Below are 15030 nucleotides of genomic sequence, written 5' to 3' on the forward strand. Positions count from 1 at the left end.
AGCCGCCCCCGGCCATGGATGGCCGATGGCGGCGGGCCCACGGAGCAGGACCGGAGCGAGGGAATGCCGAGCCTAGGCGAGGCACCGAACGAAAGGGGCAAGAGCGCTTTGGTTACTTTCGCGCTTTTCGAAAGTGACTCGCCGTAAGGGCGAAACCAATAGCCGCCATGACCACAAAAACGGATATACACCCAAGGCCCAGAGCCCACCCACCCCAGCGAAAGAGCTGGCGCGTTTCCTGCAAGCCCCCCCGATATCGCCATAAAACGAGCACTTCCGGTGAATCCAGAAGCGCCCTGAGCGGCATTGAAGGTTTTATCCAGAAGGCCTGCAAAAGCTTGATACAGCTTGGCTGAGCCCTGTGACGAACAAGAGGGGAGACGATGAAGGCAGTTATTTTGGCGGGCGGCCTGGGCACGCGCATCAGTGAGGAGTCGCACCTCAAACCCAAGCCGATGATTGAAATCGGCGGCAAGCCAATTCTCTGGCACATCATGAAGCAGTACTCCGCTCACGGGATCCATGACTTCGTGATTTGCCTGGGCTACAAGGGCTACGCGATCAAGGACTTCTTCGCCAACTACTTCCTGCACACCTCTGACGTCACGTTCGACATGTGCAACAACCGCATGGACGTTCACCAGAACTACAGCGAGCCATGGCGCGTCACGCTCATCGATACCGGTGAAGACACCATGACTGGCGGGCGCTTGCGTCGGGCCAGCCGCTACCTGGAAAACGAAGACGCGTTCTGCTTCACCTACGGCGACGGCGTGTCCGATTTGAACATCGGTGCCCTGGTGGACTTCCACCTGTCCCACGGCAAGCTCGCCACGGTCACGGCGGTTCAGCCGCCCGGTCGTTACGGCGCACTGGAACGCGACGGTCACCTGGTCCGCGGTTTTACTGAAAAGCCGCGCGGTGACGGAGGCTGGATCAATGGTGGCTTCTTTGTGCTGTCGCCCAAGGTCCTGCCGCTGATTACCGCCGACGAGACGGTTTGGGAATCCGAGCCTTTGGTCGGCCTGGCCAGCAGCGGTCAACTGGCTGCCTACCAGCACGATGGTTTTTGGCACCCGATGGACACCCTGCGCGATAAAAACCATCTGGAGCAGTTGTGGCAGAGCGGGGAGGCCCCATGGAAGCAATGGGACTGAGCCCGGAATTCTGGCGCGGCAAGCGGGTTCTGCTGACCGGCCACACCGGTTTCAAAGGCAGTTGGCTGACGTTGTGGCTGCAAAGCCTCGGCGCGAAAGTCAGCGGGTTTTCGCTCGATCCGTCCACCGAGCCGAGCCTGTTCGAACTGGCACGTGTCCACGAAGGCATCAACGATCAGCGCGGTGACCTGCGTGACCTGGGGGCCCTGCTTGAACTGATCGCCGACACCCAACCGGAAATCGTCCTGCACCTGGCGGCCCAGCCGCTGGTGCGCGAGGGTTATCGCGATCCGCTGGGGACTTACTCCAGCAACGTCATGGGCACCCTGAACCTGCTTGAAGCGATCCGTCAGGTCGGCGGCGTGCGCGCCTGCGTGCTGGTAACCACCGACAAGGTCTACGCCAATCAGGAATGGTTGTGGCCATACCGTGAAAACGAAGCCCTCGGCGGCCACGATCCTTACAGCAGCAGCAAAGCCTGCTGCGAGTTGCTGGCGCAGTCGTATGCGGCATCGTTTTTCCCGGCTGAGAAGTATGCCGAACACGGTCTGGCCCTGGCCACGGCCCGAGCCGGCAACGTGTTGGGCGGCGGTGATTTTGCCCCTGAACGTTTGATTCCAGATGTCCTGAAAGCCTGGTCCGCCGACGAGCCGGTGACCCTGCGCTACCCGCAAGCGGTCCGCCCGTGGCAACACGCGCTGGAGCCGCTGGCCGGTTACCTGCAACTGGCCGCCGGTCTTTACGAGCGAGGCCCCGAGTTCGCCGGTGCGTGGAACTTCGGCCCGAGCGAAGCGGACATGTGCAGCGTCGGCGAAGTGGTCGAGCTGCTCGCCAACCGCTGGCCACAAGCGCGCGGATTGCGCATCGAACCGAGTGAATTGCATGAAGCAGGCCTGTTGCGCCTGGACAGCAGCCGCGCCCGCCAACTGTTGGCCTGGCAGCCGCGCTGGTCGTTGCAACAATGCCTGACCCAGACCCTCGACTGGCATCTGGCCTGGCAAAACGGCGACGACATGCGTGGCATCACGTTGGGTCAGTTGAACCTGTACCGAGGCGCGCTGTGAGCGAGTTTTCGTTGAAGGCGCTGCCGCTGACGGGCTTGTTCAGCGTGCAGCACAAACGCTTCGAAGACGATCGCGGGCACTTCGCCCGGTTGTTCTGCGAGGGCAGCCTGAGCGCCTTCGGCCAAGCGTTTTCCATTCGCCAGATCAACCATTCCTGCACCCGCGCACGCGCGAGTGTGCGTGGTCTGCATTACCAGAATGCCAACGCGCCGGAAGCCAAGCTGATCACCTGCCTGCGCGGTGAAGTCTGGGATGTGGCGGTGGATTTGCGGCCCGACTCCGCAACGTTCCTGCACTGGCACGCCGAACACCTGCGGGCCGGCGACGGTCGCAGCCTGCTCATACCTGCCGGGTTTGCCCACGGCTTCCAGACCCTGACCGACGACGCCGAATTGCTTTACCTGCACAGCGCCGACTACGCGCCGGAGCATGAAGGCGGCTTGTCGGTGAACGATCCACGGCTGGCGATTGCCTGGCCGTTGCCTGTCAATAATCTGTCAGCCAGGGACGCCAGCCATCCCTTGCTCGATGAACGTTTCGCTGGAGTGCGTCTATGAACTGCCGTGGTTGCGGTACTCCTTTGGCCTTGCCGCTGATCGACCTCGGCACCTCGCCGCCGTCGAACGCCTACGTTCGTGCCGATCAGCTGGAACAGGCTGAACAGTGGGTGCCACTCAAGGTTGCGGTATGTCAGCAGTGCTGGTTGGTGCAAACCGAGGATTACACCAGCGCCGACAGCCTGTTCGACGCTGAGTATGCGTATTTCAGTTCGTTCTCCAGCACCTGGCTGGCGCATGCCGATCGCTACGTCGCCGAGATGGTCGAGCGCTTCGGCCTGACCGCCGACAGTCGTGTGGTGGAAATCGCTGCCAACGACGGTTACCTGTTGCAGTACGTCGCCGGTCGCGGCATCCCTTGCCTGGGCGTTGAGCCAACCCGCAGCACCGCGCAAGCGGCGCGGGAAAAAGGCCTGGAGATCCGCGAGTTGTTCTTCGGCCGTCACACCGCTGCGCAATTGGTCAGCGAAGGCTGGTCCGCGGACCTGATGGCTGCCAACAACGTGTTGGCCCACGTGCCGGACATCAATGATTTCCTCGGCGGCTTTGCGACCCTGCTCAAGCCGACCGGCGTGGCGACGTTCGAGTTTCCGCAACTGCTGACGCTGATGGCCGGGCAACAGTTCGACACGCTGTATCACGAGCACTATTCCTACCTGTCCCTGACCGCCGTGCAGACATTGTGCGAACGCAACGGCCTGGAAGTGTTCGACGTCAGTCAGCTGTCGACCCACGGCGGTTCGCTGCGGGTTTTCGTCCAGCGTGCCGATGGCGTTCGTCGTGACGTGCAGCCTGCGGTTGCTCAGCAACTGCAAGCCGAAATCACCGCCGGTGTGAAAACCCCCGAGTACTACGCGACCCTCGCGCCAGCCGCCGAGGGCATCAAGCACCAATTGCTGCGCTTCTTGTTGCAGGCGAAAGCCGATGGCAAACGTGTGGTCGGTTACGGCGCCGCCGCCAAGGGCAACACGTTGCTCAACTACGCCGGGGTCAAGCCTGATCTGTTGGCCTGGGTCGCCGACGCCAATCCGCACAAACAGGGCAAGTTCTTGCCTGGCAGCCGGATTCCGGTGGTGTCGCCCGAGCGTATCGCCCTCGAACAACCCGACTACATCCTGGTTCTGCCATGGAACCTGTTGCCTGAAATCACCCAGCAATTCGCCTCGGTCAAAGAGTGGGGCGCACAGTTTGTCGTTGCCGTTCCGGAGTTGAGTATTCAATGAGCAGAATTCACTACACCAAACCGAGTGTCGGCGAACTGGAAGCCCGGTATGCCCTGGATGCCGTGCAGAACGGTTGGGGCGCGCGTTGCTACGAATACCTGACGCGTTTCGAGCACGGGTTTGCCGAGCACCTTGGTGCGACCTATGCCATCGCGACGTCGAGCTGCACCGGCGCGCTGCACATGGGGATGGCGGCGCTGGGCATCGGCGCGGGTGATGAAGTGATCCTGGGCAACACCAACTGGATCGCTTCGGCGGCACCGATCACCTATCTGGGCGCTACGCCGGTGTTTGTCGATGTTCTGCCGGATAGCTGGTGCCTGGATCCGGAGCTCGTCAGGCAGGCAATTACCCCGAAGACCAAAGCTATTCTCGCGGTCCATCTTTACGGCAACCTGTGTGACATGGACGCATTGCTGGCGATCGGTCGCGAACACGGTATCCCGGTCATCGAAGACGCCGCCGAAGCCATCGGCTCGCAGTGGCGCGGCAAGGCTGCCGGCTCGATGGGGGCGTTCGGTGCGTTTTCATTCCATGGCACCAAAACCATGACCACCGGCGAGGGCGGCATTTTCGTCACCTCGGATAAAGCCCTGTATGAGCGCGTCCTGACGTTGTCCAACCATGGTCGTGTCGCGGGCAGTACCAAACAATTCTGGCCAGAGTTCATCGGCTTCAAATACAAAATGAGCAACTTGCAGGCGGCCGTCGGCTGCGCTCAGGTTGAGCGGATCGAAGAGCTGATCGAACGCAAGCGGACGATATTCGCCAATTACGCCCGCGCGCTGTCATCGCTGCCGGGGGTTTCGCTGAACCCCGAACCTGCCCATGCCCGCAACGGTTACTGGATGCCCACGGTGGTATTCGATGCCGAGACAGGGATCCATCGCGACGAGATGATCGCCGCGTTCCAGGCCGCCGATATCGACGCCCGCGTGTTCTTCTGGCCACTGTCGTCGTTGCCCATGTTCAGCGAGCACGTAGTCGATACTCCGGTTTCGTCTGCCTTGCCGGAGCGTGCGTTCAACCTGCCGAGTTATCACGACATGACTGACGCCGATCAGGCACGGGTGGTGGATGTGGTGCGTACACTGCTGGCAAAAAGGCAATCACTGTGAAGATGTACTTGCTGGGCGCGGCCAACCCGGAAGCGGTGCGCATGCTGCACGCGGTGAAGCGCAGCACGCCGAATGTCGAGTTTGCGTTTCTGGACAATGACCCGAACAAACACGGGACACCGTTTTTTGGTGTTCCGGTCATTGGCGGTTCGGCGTTGGTCAGTGAGCTCAAGGGGCCGGACGTACGTTTCGTCAACCTGATCACCGGCAGCACCCAACTGCGCTACGAGACCACTCGCCAACTGGTCGAGGCCGGAGCAACGCTGGGCCAGTTCATCCACCCCGGCATTGACCTGACCATGACTCGCATGGGGCAGGGCAGTTATCTGCAGGAAGGCGTAATCATGCAGGCCGAGGTAACGCTGGGCGACAACACCAGCATCAGCGCCGGCAGCGTGGTGGGGCATGAAGGGCAAATCGGCCACTCGGTGTTCATGGCGCCCGGCGTATGCATCGCCGGTTGCGTGGAGATCGGCGACGGCACGTTCATCGGCACCAACGCCACGATTCTGCCGCGCTTGCGTATCGGACGCTGGGTGACCATCGGCGCCGGTGCCGTCGTCACCAAAGATGTCCCGGATTATTCAGTCGTGGCGGGCAATCCCGCCAGGATCATCAAGACCAACGTGGTGCCTTACCCCGACGGTAAGGTCTTCAACTAACCCGTTTGCCTATTTTTTTTGGAGCGTTTCAATGAATCCCCATGAGCAGTTTCGCGAAGAAGTAAAAGACAACATCGAAGGCCTGAAGAAGGACGAGGCGCTGCAAGCCGAGTCGCTGGCCTGGGTCGGCACCACGGCCAAACACAAGTACACCTACAACTTCAGCTGGATGGGCCGGCCGATCATTCAGTTCCCGCAGGACATGGTCGCCATGCAAGAAATCATCTGGAACCTGCGTCCGGATGTGATTGTTGAAACCGGCATCGCCCACGGCGGTTCGCTGGTGTTTTACGCCTCGATCCTGGAACTGATGGGCCATGGCGAAGTGCTGGGTGTCGACATCGATATCCGCCAGCACAACCGCGAAGCGATCGAAGCTCACCCGATGAGCAAACGCATCCAGATGATCCAGGGTTCGAGCATCGACACGGCCATCGTCGACCAGGTGCGCGAGCGCATCCAGGGCAAGAAAGTGCTGGTGGTCCTGGACTCCAATCACACCCACGAACACGTGCTCGAAGAGCTGCGCCTGTATGCACCGATGGTCTCGGTGGGCAGCTATTGCGTGGTCATGGACACCGTGGTCGAAGACATGCCGGAAGATGCGTTCCCGGACCGTCCATGGGGCAAGGGTGACAACCCGAAAACCGCGGTCTGGGCCTACCTGGAAGAGAACCGTGATTTCGAGATCGACCAGGCCATTCACAGCAAGCTGCTGATCACTGTCGCGCCGGATGGCTACCTGCGCCGAGTACGTTAAGCGACACCTCTATTCAAGCGTTAATCAGGCAATCGGTCTGTGGTGGGGAAGGATATGCAAGGCATTTACGGTTCTGAAAACATGCAGCCCTTGAGTGAACTGTTCACTCTGGTGCTGATTACACACAATCGCCCGACGTTCCTGCGCAGGGCATTGCAGTACTACAGCACGTTGCCTTGCAAGATCCTGGTTCTCGATTCGTCGGCCATCGCGCTCGAAGGTGCGGCGGCGGTTGCGGACACCATCGACTATCGGCATTTGCCGCAATTCGGCTACTGGGGAATCCAGGCCAAACTGGTGTACGGCGTCGAGCAGGTCACCACGCCTTACATGGTCTTCGCTTCCGACGATGATTTCCTGATGCACGGTGGCCTCACCGAGTCGGTGAACTTCCTCGAAGCCAACCCCGACTACGGTCTGTGCCATGGCTATTGCCTGATGTACCTGACCCATTCCAACTATGTGCAGTACTACCTTCGTGACAAGAAAGTAAACGAGGACTACAACGCCGAGCTCGGTCAGGATCGTGTACTCGATTACGTGAGCCAGTACATTCCGCCGTTCTATGCGGTCCATCGGACTTCGCTGCTGCGTGACTGGTATGCCGCGATGCCTGAAGGAACGATCTTCCAGTGGCAGGAGATCGGGCATGTCTACTACATGCTCGCCCGGGCCAAGGCGCGGATTCTTCCAATTCCTTACGTGGTGCGAGAGGTCAACTATGGCCGCTCGGATCACAACACCGAGATCATGACGACCCTGGCCCTCAAGGACGCCCGGTCTGTCGCCGACCGTGAGCGTTTTGCCGGCTTCCTGGCATCGCTGCCGACCGGCATCAAAGGTCTGGATGAACACCAGACCGCGCAGGTCGCGCTGCAAAGTTTTGCCGCCCTCGCCGAGAGCCTGACGAAACGCAACGCGCTGACCATCGAGCCGATTTTCGAGTCTTACTGGACGGATCCGACGATAGGGCCGAAGCGGGTCTTCGGCCCTCAGCAATACGTTGAAATGCCGTTCTATAACAGTGCCTTCTTCGACCAACTGACGCAGTGCGAATTCCTGCTTCATTCGATGCCGGCTGGACGCTTGCAACTCGAAGAAATGGAAGGCGCGTTGCTCAAGCAGGAAGCGTTGCAGCGCACCTATTCCAATGACACTCCGGCGACCATCCAGACCCGTCTGATTGAAGCCGTTGGCCTGGGAGCGTTCAACCGTCGGGTGATGCAGAAACTGGCGCAGCAGTTGTTGGATATGGATGAAGCCGCTGATGCCCGGATACTGACCGACTGGGTTGAGCGTCTGGACAGCGTGCCAACCTTCGACAGCCGTCAGTTGCTCGACACAATGCCGTCGGGACGTTTGCAAAACTGGCTGCAGGCCCGGCAACCGAACGATACCGCGGTGCGCAAAATCAACCAGCACCTGGCGGCCAGCGAAGGGGGCCCTCAGTTCGGCATTCTGCTGCTCGATCTGGACGCAGACATGGACAAGCTTCAGGTCACTCTGGACAGCCTCATGGAAAGTGCGTTCCGGGCGTTCAAGGTGGTGATCTTCACCACGGGCGACTTGCCGGCAGTCACCACGGCACAAAACACCCTGCATTTCGTCAAGGTCACGGCGGCCAATTACGTCGACAAGCTGAACCAGATCGCTCGTCAGTCGACTTCGGACTGGTTGCTGCTGGCCGAGGCGGGTGACGAGTTCACCACTGCCGGCTTCTTGCGTGCCAGCCTCGAGTTGCAAGACGCCGAGGGTTGCCGTGCGGTGGCGATGGACGAAATTCATCGCCAGGAGAATGGCACGCTGGTCGATGTGTTCCGGCCAGCCTTCAACCTCGACCTGTTGCAGAGCCTGCCGTCACTCATCGCACGGCACTGGCTGATTCGCCGCGAAGCGCTGGTGGAAGTCGGCGGTTTTGCCCGCGAGTTCGCCTCGGCGCTCGAGTTCGACCTGCTGCTGCGCCTGATCGAAACCGGTGGCCTGGCCGGCCTTGCCCATTTGGCCGAGCCGTTGCTGATCACCGCCGCTCCTGAGCCGACAGCCAACGAGCACGAGCGTCAGACGTTGGTCCGTCATCTGGTGACCCGCGGTTATCAAGCCCAGGTCAGTGCCGAAGCATCGGCTGGTTTGCGTATCGAATACCGCCATGCGGGGCGTCCGAAGGTATCGGTCATCATCCACAGCCAGGACAACCTGGAGCACTTGCAGCGCTGCCTGGTCAGTGTCTTGCAGCGCACGCGCTATCAAAACAACGAAGTTATCATTGCCGATAACCACAGCCAGTCCGCCGAGCTTCACACCTGTCTGGACAGCCTGGAACGAAACGGACGGGGCCGGATTCGTCTGGTCAAGGCTGAACAGCGTCTCAGCACGTCGGCCCTGATCAACCTCGCAGCCGGCGAGGCTCAAGGCGAATACCTGGTGCTGCTGGCGGCGGACGCCGAAGTGGTCAACGCCAACTGGATCGAGGCGCTACTCAATCAGGCCCAGCGTCCCGAAGTCGGCGTGGTCGGTGCCAAGCTCGTGGACCGCGAAGGCAGCGTGACCGGTGCCGGGTTGATTCTGGGGCTCGACGGCGGGATTGCTTCGCCCTTCATTGGTGAGAAGAAGGACGCGTCCGGCTACATGCGCAGACTGCTCGTCGAGCAGAATTACGCGGCCGTCAGCGGTGCATGCCTGATGATTCGCAAGGAAGTATTCGACGCACTCGGCGGTCTGGATCGGGAGCATTTCGATGACGTGTACGCCGATGTCGATCTGTGCCTGAAAGTCGCCGACGCCGGGTTGCTCACGGTGTGGACGCCGCAAGTGCAAGTTACCCACCCGGGCACCTTGCCGGACGCTCCCCAGGCAGTGGCGGCCCTGCGCGACAAGTGGCAGGCGCGTTTCGCGCACGACGAGGCTTACAACAACAACCTGGCCTTGACCGGCAAGGGCTTTGCCCTGAGTGAACCGGCCCCGGTGAACTGGGCGCAGTTGCTCGCATAAGCCTGACTGACAGGTACAAGGACTCAAGGCATGTTCAACGGTAAATCGATTTTCATCTCAGGCGGCACCGGCTCGTTCGGGCGCAATTTCATCCGCCGGCTGCTGGAGCAATATCAGCCGAAGCGGGTGGTGGTGTTCTCGCGCGATGAGCTCAAACAGTACGAGATGCAGCAGACGTTCAACGCGCCGTGCATGCGTTACTTCCTCGGTGATGTGCGCGATGCCGACCGTCTGCGCCAGGCCATGCGCGGCATCGATTACGTGGTGCATGCCGCGGCACTGAAACAAGTGCCGGCAGCAGAGTACAACCCGACCGAATGCATCCGCACCAACGTCAACGGCGCGGAAAATATCATTGCCGCGGCCATCGACAACGGCGTGAAAAAAGTCGTCGCGCTGTCCACCGACAAGGCTGCCAGCCCGATCAACCTGTACGGCGCGACCAAGCTGCTGTCGGACAAATTGTTCGTCGCTGCGAACAATATCGCCGGCGACCAGAACACCCGTTTTTCGGTGGTCCGTTACGGCAACGTTGCCGGTTCGCGTGGCTCGGTGGTGCCGTTTTTCAGCAAGCTGATCGCCGAGGGCGCCACGGAGCTGCCGATCACCGATGAGCGCATGACGCGTTTCTGGATCACCCTCGATCACGGTGTGCAGTTTGTGCTCGACAGCTTCGCCCGCATGCACGGTGGTGAAGTGTTTGTGCCCAAGATCCCGTCAATTCGTATCGTCGATCTGGCACTGGGCATGGCTGAACATCTGCCGCACAAGAACGTCGGCATTCGTCCGGGAGAAAAACTCCATGAGTTGATGGTGCCGCTGGACGACGCGCGGATGACCCTGGAGTTTGCTGATCACTACACCATTCAACCCTCGATTCGTTTCACCAGCGTCGACGTGGATTTTGCCGTCGACAAACTGGGCGAGCAGGGCCGGCCTGTCAGAGAAGACTTCGAGTACCGGTCCGACACCAATCCGCACTACCTGTCGGTTGGCCAGATCGCTGAACTGCACGCGAAACTGCCGGCATGATTCCCTACGGTCGGCAGAGCCTCGATCAGGCAGATATCGATGCGGTGGTCGCCGTGCTGCAGTCGGACTGGCTCACTCAAGGGCCGACCATCGAACGCTTCGAACAGGCATTGGCGCAACGTTGCCAGGCTGATTTCGCCGTGGCGGTGTGCAATGCCACGGCGGCGTTGCACATTGCCTGCCTCGCGGCCGGACTCGGCCCGGGTGATCGGCTATGGACTACGCCGAATACGTTTCTGGCTTCGGCCAACTGTGGTCGCTATTGCGGCGCCGAGGTGGATTTTGTCGACATCGATCCACTGACGTGGAATCTCGACGCTTACGCACTGGCATCGAAGCTTGAGGCCGCCGAGCGCGCTGGCACGCTGCCGAAGGTGCTGGTGGCCGTAGCGTTTTCCGGGCAGAGCTGCGACATGCGCATGATCGCCGGGCTGGCCGAACGTTATGGTTTTACGGTGATCGAGGACGCGTCCCACGCGGTCGGTGCTTCCTATGCCGGACGCCCGGTGGGCTGCGGCGAATTTGCGGCGATGACGGTGTTCAGTTTTCACCCGGTGAAAATCATCACCAGCGCCGAAGGGGGCATGGTGTTGACCAACCGCCCTGAACTGGCCGAGCGCTTGCAGCGTCTGCGCAGCCACGGCATGACCCGCGATCCGCAACAGATGACCGAAGCCAGTCACGGCCCCTGGTACTACCAGCAGGTGGAGCTGGGCTTCAATTACCGGATCACCGATCTGCAGGCGGCACTCGGTCTGTCGCAGCTGGACAAGCTCGATGGCTTCATTGCGCGCCGCCGTGAACTGGCGGCGCGTTATGAGCGGTCGCTGGCGTACTTGCCGCTGACCTTGCCCGGCGCGCAGCCGGAGGCCGAATCGGCGTGGCATCTGTACGTGGTGCGGTTGCACACCGACCGGATCAACCTCAGTCATCGCCAGGTGTTCGAAGGCTTGCGAGCGGCCGGGGTCGGTGTGAACCTGCACTACATACCGGTGCATTTGCAGCCGTACTATCGCGACCTGGGGTTTGCCGAAGGTGACTTCCCGCAGGCCGAACGTTATTACGCCGAGGCCATCAGCCTGCCGATGTTTCCTTTGCTGAGCGATGAGCAGCAGGACTATGTGGTGGCGCAACTGCGGCGCCTGGTTCTTGAGGAGTAGTGTTGTGAGCAGCGTTGCGATCATTCCGGCCCGCGGCGGCAGCAAGCGAATCCCGCGCAAGAACCTCAAGCCGTTCGACGGCGTGCCGATGATCGTTCGTTCGATTCGCACGGCGCTGGAGTCGCAACTGTTCGACCAGGTGATCGTCAGCACCGACGATGAAGAAATCGCCGAGGTCGCGCGTGATCACGGGGCTCAGGTGCCGTTCTTGCGTCCTGCGTCGTTGGCCGACGACTTCACCGGCACCGCCGCGGTGATCGTTCATGCCTTGAATCAATTACCAGCGTTCGACTATGCCTGCTGCATCTACGCAACCGCACCGCTGTTGCAGGTAGGGTTTCTGCGTCAGGGACTTGAACTGCTGGAGCAGCATCCGGAAAAATCCTTCGCGTTTTCCGTGACCGATTTCGGCTTTCCCGTGCAGCGCGCCTTGACCCTCGACGAGCAGGGCGCGCTGACATCGTTGTACCCGGAATTCCGCAATACGCGGTCGCAGGATCTGCCCGCAGCCTTTCAGGACGCCGGCCAGTTCTACTGGGGGCGCAGCGAGGCCTGGTTGCGCGGCGACGTGTTGTTTTCCCCGGTAAGCCTGCCGGTGATCCTGCCGCGGCATCTGGTGCAGGACATCGACACCCTCGAAGACTGGACACGCGCCGAATACTTGTACGCTGCGCTGAAGGCTGGTGGTGAGTTGCAATGAGAGTGCTGATTCGCTCCGACGCGTCGCCCACCATTGGCAGCGGGCACATCGCTCGTTTGTTGCCGCTGGCCAGGGTTTTGCGCAAACAGGGCTCGCATGTTGCTTTTGCATGCCGCCAACTGCCGGGGCATCGGCTGGACATGCTGGCAGCCGAAGGCTTCGAAACCTTCGCACTGCCCGATCGTTATCCCGACGAAGACCCGCAACAAGCCATCGAATCCATGCTGCCGTGGCAGGCGGACATCGACGCGCTGGCGCACGCCTTGGAAAACCATCCGGCATTCGACTGGATCATCGTCGACCACTATGGGCTCGATCATCACTGGCAGACGGCGGCTCGGCGCTGGGCGCCACGGATCGCTGCGGTGGACGACCTCGCCACTCGCCAGTACGCCGTCGACCTGCTGCTCAACCAGAACCTGTCGGGTACACCAGAGGCTTATGGTTCGCTGCTTGAGCCTGGTTGCCAGACGTTGTTCGGCCCGCGATTCGCGATGCTGCGCGATGAGTTCTGCTGCCCGGCAATTGCGATCAAGCCCCAGGTAAAACGGGTGCTGGTCAATTTCGGCGGTTTCGATGCGGCGATGCAGACTTATCACGCGATGTTGGCGATGGCCGATTTCCATGCGCTGGAAGTTGATTTCGTGGCCGGTGCCGATAACCCGGCATGGGACAAGATGGTGGCCATGGCGGCGAGTCATCCCAACTGGCGCTTGCACAGTTTTGTCAGCGACTTCTACCGCTTGATGATCGAGGCCGACCTGTTCGTCGGCGCCGGTGGGGGAACCAGTTGGGAGCGGGCGGCCTTGGGGTTGCCGACGATTTGCATTGCGGTCTCGAATAATCAGCAGGCCAACGGCGAGGTCATGGCGGCCTCGGGCGCCCATGTGTACCTGGGACCCCGTGAGCAGGTGAGCGTCGAACAATTGCGTCAGGCCATCGGTTTTGTCGCGGGCAATCCTGGGATACGCCAGAGTCTGGCCGAGCATTCGCGCCAGTTGGTCGATGGTCGGGGCGCACAGCGGGTGGCGGCCGCCCTGGCCGGCGCGGTGTTGCTGATCCGCCCCGCGACCACCGACGATGCACAGCTACTGTTCGACGGGCGTAATGCCGAAGCGGTACGGCGCTGGTCGCAGGAGACCGGGGTGATCGAATGGTCGTCGCATCAAAACTGGCTGGCCGCCAGTTTGAACAATGCACAGCGTCTGCTGCTGATCGCCGAGGCCGATGACGGCCCGGTGGGCGTGTTGCGTTATGACTTGAGCGAATTTGAAGCTGTAGTCTCGATTTATCTGTTTGAAGATCGCATCGGCCTGGGCTGGGGCAGGGCGCTGTTGGCTCGGGGCGAGGCTTTCGTGACCACCCATTGGCCGCAACTGCGGACTATCACCGCTCAAGTCGTGCCAGATAACCAGCCGTCGCTGAAGGTTTTTCGCGAAGCCGGTTTCACTCAGAATGCTTGCGCGTTCACGCGCGTATTAAAGGATCACTGCAATGACTAGCTTCAAAATTGGCGACCGCTTGATCGGGGCCGATGCGCCGCCGTTCATCATCGCCGAGATGAGTGGCAACCATAACCAGTCATTGGACATGGCCCTGCAAATCGTCGATGCCGCAGCCAAGGCGGGTGCGCACGCCTTGAAGCTGCAAACCTACACAGCCGACACCATGACCCTGGACCTGTCCGAGGGCGAGTTCTTCATCAAGGACCCGAACAGTCTGTGGGCCGGATCGTCCTTGTACGCGCTCTACGAAAAAGCGCATACGCCGTGGGAGTGGCACGCGCCGATTTTCGCCCGCGCCAAGGCGCTGGGGATGCTCGCGTTTTCCACGCCGTTTGATGACACCGCAGTGGACTTCCTCGAAAGTCTCGACGTGCCGGCCTACAAGATCGCCAGTTTCGAGAATACGGACCTGCCGTTGATTCGTCGGGTCGCTGCGACCGGCAAGCCATTGATTATTTCTACCGGCATGGCCAGCATCGCTGAACTCGACGAAACCGTACGTGCCGCCCGCGAAGCCGGTTGCAAGGATCTGGTGTTGCTCAAGTGCACCAGCACCTACCCGGCGACGCCCGCCAACAGCAACGTGCGGACGATTCCTCATTTGCGCGAATTGTTTGGCTGTGAAGTCGGGCTGTCTGACCACTCGATGGGCGTCGGTGTGTCTGTGGCCGCGGTGGCTCTCGGGGCGACGGTGGTGGAAAAGCACTTCACCCTCGACCGCAGTGCCGGTGGCGTGGACGCGAGTTTTTCGCTGGAGCCGGCGGAGCTCGCCAGCCTGGTGATAGAAACCGAACGCGCGTGGCAGGCCATGGGGCATGTGCATTACGGTGTGACGGACGCCGAGCGCAAGTCTCTGATGTACCGCCGCTCGCTCTACGTGACTCAGGACATGGCTGCCGGCGAGCCCTTTTCTGTCGCTAATCTGCGAGCCATTCGTCCGGGGCTGGGGTTGGCTCCAAAACACGCGGAAACCCTTCTGGGCCGCCGTGCCCGTAAGGCTATCCCGCGCGGAACGCCGCTGGACTGGTCGTTGGTCGAATAACCCCTTATGGTGCCGATTCGGCAAAATAGAGTGACCTGCGAGTCATAACGCGCATCTTCACT

Annotated in this window: 13 protein-coding genes; all 13 read left to right on the forward strand. The window is 61.0% G+C overall.

Translation table 11 applies throughout. The annotated features are described in order from the left end of the window. The first annotated feature begins 383 nt into the window (after positions 1-383). From rfbF to pseI, 13 genes are read left to right on the forward strand one after another with little or no spacing between them, the layout of a single operon-like run. Positions 384-1157, forward strand: a complete 774-nt coding sequence (gene rfbF / locus ACM6IO_RS13065) for a glucose-1-phosphate cytidylyltransferase (RefSeq protein WP_192419584.1) — start codon at positions 384-386, stop codon at positions 1155-1157. Then, the gene (rfbG, locus tag ACM6IO_RS13070; RefSeq protein ID WP_207285378.1) at positions 1139-2221 is read left to right on the forward strand and encodes a CDP-glucose 4,6-dehydratase; all 1083 of its coding nucleotides are present in this window, start codon (positions 1139-1141) and stop codon (positions 2219-2221) included. The genes rfbF and rfbG overlap by 19 nt, the downstream gene beginning before the upstream one ends. Next, positions 2218-2778 carry a dTDP-4-dehydrorhamnose 3,5-epimerase family protein gene (locus ACM6IO_RS13075; protein ID WP_192226012.1) on the forward strand — a complete coding sequence of 187 codons (561 nt, stop codon included), beginning with the start codon at positions 2218-2220 and terminating at the stop codon, positions 2776-2778. Before rfbG ends, ACM6IO_RS13075 begins: the two co-directional genes overlap by 4 nt. Next, entirely contained in the window at positions 2775-4001 is a 1227-nt protein-coding gene (locus tag ACM6IO_RS13080; protein WP_192226014.1) for a class I SAM-dependent methyltransferase, read from the forward strand. The genes ACM6IO_RS13075 and ACM6IO_RS13080 overlap by 4 nt, the downstream gene beginning before the upstream one ends. Further along, a complete protein-coding gene (locus ACM6IO_RS13085) occupies positions 3998-5119 on the forward strand; it encodes a DegT/DnrJ/EryC1/StrS family aminotransferase (protein WP_414911600.1) in 1122 nt (373 codons plus the stop codon). The genes ACM6IO_RS13080 and ACM6IO_RS13085 overlap by 4 nt, the downstream gene beginning before the upstream one ends. After that, the gene (locus ACM6IO_RS13090) at positions 5116-5781 is read left to right on the forward strand and encodes an acetyltransferase (protein ID WP_414911601.1); all 666 of its coding nucleotides are present in this window, start codon (positions 5116-5118) and stop codon (positions 5779-5781) included. Before ACM6IO_RS13085 ends, ACM6IO_RS13090 begins: the two co-directional genes overlap by 4 nt. Before the next feature lie 31 nt (positions 5782-5812). Beyond that, positions 5813-6541, forward strand: coding sequence for a cephalosporin hydroxylase family protein (locus ACM6IO_RS13095; protein WP_223436172.1), 729 nt, complete (start codon positions 5813-5815; stop codon positions 6539-6541). Between the two features lie 54 nt (positions 6542-6595). Beyond that, positions 6596-9529 carry a glycosyltransferase family 2 protein gene (locus ACM6IO_RS13100; protein WP_414911602.1) on the forward strand — a complete coding sequence of 978 codons (2934 nt, stop codon included), beginning with the start codon at positions 6596-6598 and terminating at the stop codon, positions 9527-9529. A gap of 30 nt (positions 9530-9559) precedes the next feature. Continuing rightward, positions 9560-10561: a UDP-N-acetylglucosamine 4,6-dehydratase (inverting) gene (pseB, locus tag ACM6IO_RS13105; RefSeq protein WP_192226024.1), complete on the forward strand. Its 1002-nt coding sequence runs from the start codon at positions 9560-9562 to the stop codon at positions 10559-10561. Next, positions 10558-11721 carry a UDP-4-amino-4,6-dideoxy-N-acetyl-beta-L-altrosamine transaminase gene (gene pseC / locus ACM6IO_RS13110; RefSeq protein WP_008044617.1) on the forward strand — a complete coding sequence of 388 codons (1164 nt, stop codon included), beginning with the start codon at positions 10558-10560 and terminating at the stop codon, positions 11719-11721. Before pseB ends, pseC begins: the two co-directional genes overlap by 4 nt. Positions 11722-11725: 4 nt before the next feature. Continuing rightward, positions 11726-12421, forward strand: a complete 696-nt coding sequence (gene pseF, locus ACM6IO_RS13115; protein ID WP_192226026.1) for a pseudaminic acid cytidylyltransferase — start codon at positions 11726-11728, stop codon at positions 12419-12421. Further along, a complete protein-coding gene (pseG, locus tag ACM6IO_RS13120; protein ID WP_414911603.1) occupies positions 12418-13923 on the forward strand; it encodes a UDP-2,4-diacetamido-2,4,6-trideoxy-beta-L-altropyranose hydrolase in 1506 nt (501 codons plus the stop codon). Before pseF ends, pseG begins: the two co-directional genes overlap by 4 nt. Continuing rightward, positions 13916-14968 carry a pseudaminic acid synthase gene (gene pseI, locus ACM6IO_RS13125; protein ID WP_008044612.1) on the forward strand — a complete coding sequence of 351 codons (1053 nt, stop codon included), beginning with the start codon at positions 13916-13918 and terminating at the stop codon, positions 14966-14968. Before pseG ends, pseI begins: the two co-directional genes overlap by 8 nt. Positions 14969-15030: the final 62 nt, after the last annotated feature.

This window comes from Pseudomonas sp. IT-P44 (assembly GCF_949768225.1).
Classification (GTDB): Bacteria; Pseudomonadota; Gammaproteobacteria; order Pseudomonadales; family Pseudomonadaceae; genus Aquipseudomonas; species Aquipseudomonas migulae.

What these genes read in the sequence shown, in the direction of transcription:
- rfbG (WP_207285378.1), top strand. Translation starts at nt 1,139, where the DNA reads ATGGAAGCAATGGGACTGAGCCCGGAATTCTGGCGCGGCAAGCGGGTT.
- pseI (WP_008044612.1), top strand. Translation starts at nt 13,916, where the DNA reads ATGACTAGCTTCAAAATTGGCGACCGCTTGATCGGGGCCGATGCGCCG.
- rfbF (WP_192419584.1), top strand. Translation starts at nt 384, where the DNA reads ATGAAGGCAGTTATTTTGGCGGGCGGCCTGGGCACGCGCATCAGTGAG.
- pseG (WP_414911603.1), top strand. Translation starts at nt 12,418, where the DNA reads ATGAGAGTGCTGATTCGCTCCGACGCGTCGCCCACCATTGGCAGCGGG.
- ACM6IO_RS13100 (WP_414911602.1), top strand. Translation starts at nt 6,596, where the DNA reads ATGCAAGGCATTTACGGTTCTGAAAACATGCAGCCCTTGAGTGAACTG.
- ACM6IO_RS13085 (WP_414911600.1), top strand. Translation starts at nt 3,998, where the DNA reads ATGAGCAGAATTCACTACACCAAACCGAGTGTCGGCGAACTGGAAGCC.
- pseC (WP_008044617.1), top strand. Translation starts at nt 10,558, where the DNA reads ATGATTCCCTACGGTCGGCAGAGCCTCGATCAGGCAGATATCGATGCG.
- pseB (WP_192226024.1), top strand. Translation starts at nt 9,560, where the DNA reads ATGTTCAACGGTAAATCGATTTTCATCTCAGGCGGCACCGGCTCGTTC.
- ACM6IO_RS13095 (WP_223436172.1), top strand. Translation starts at nt 5,813, where the DNA reads ATGAATCCCCATGAGCAGTTTCGCGAAGAAGTAAAAGACAACATCGAA.
- ACM6IO_RS13080 (WP_192226014.1), top strand. Translation starts at nt 2,775, where the DNA reads ATGAACTGCCGTGGTTGCGGTACTCCTTTGGCCTTGCCGCTGATCGAC.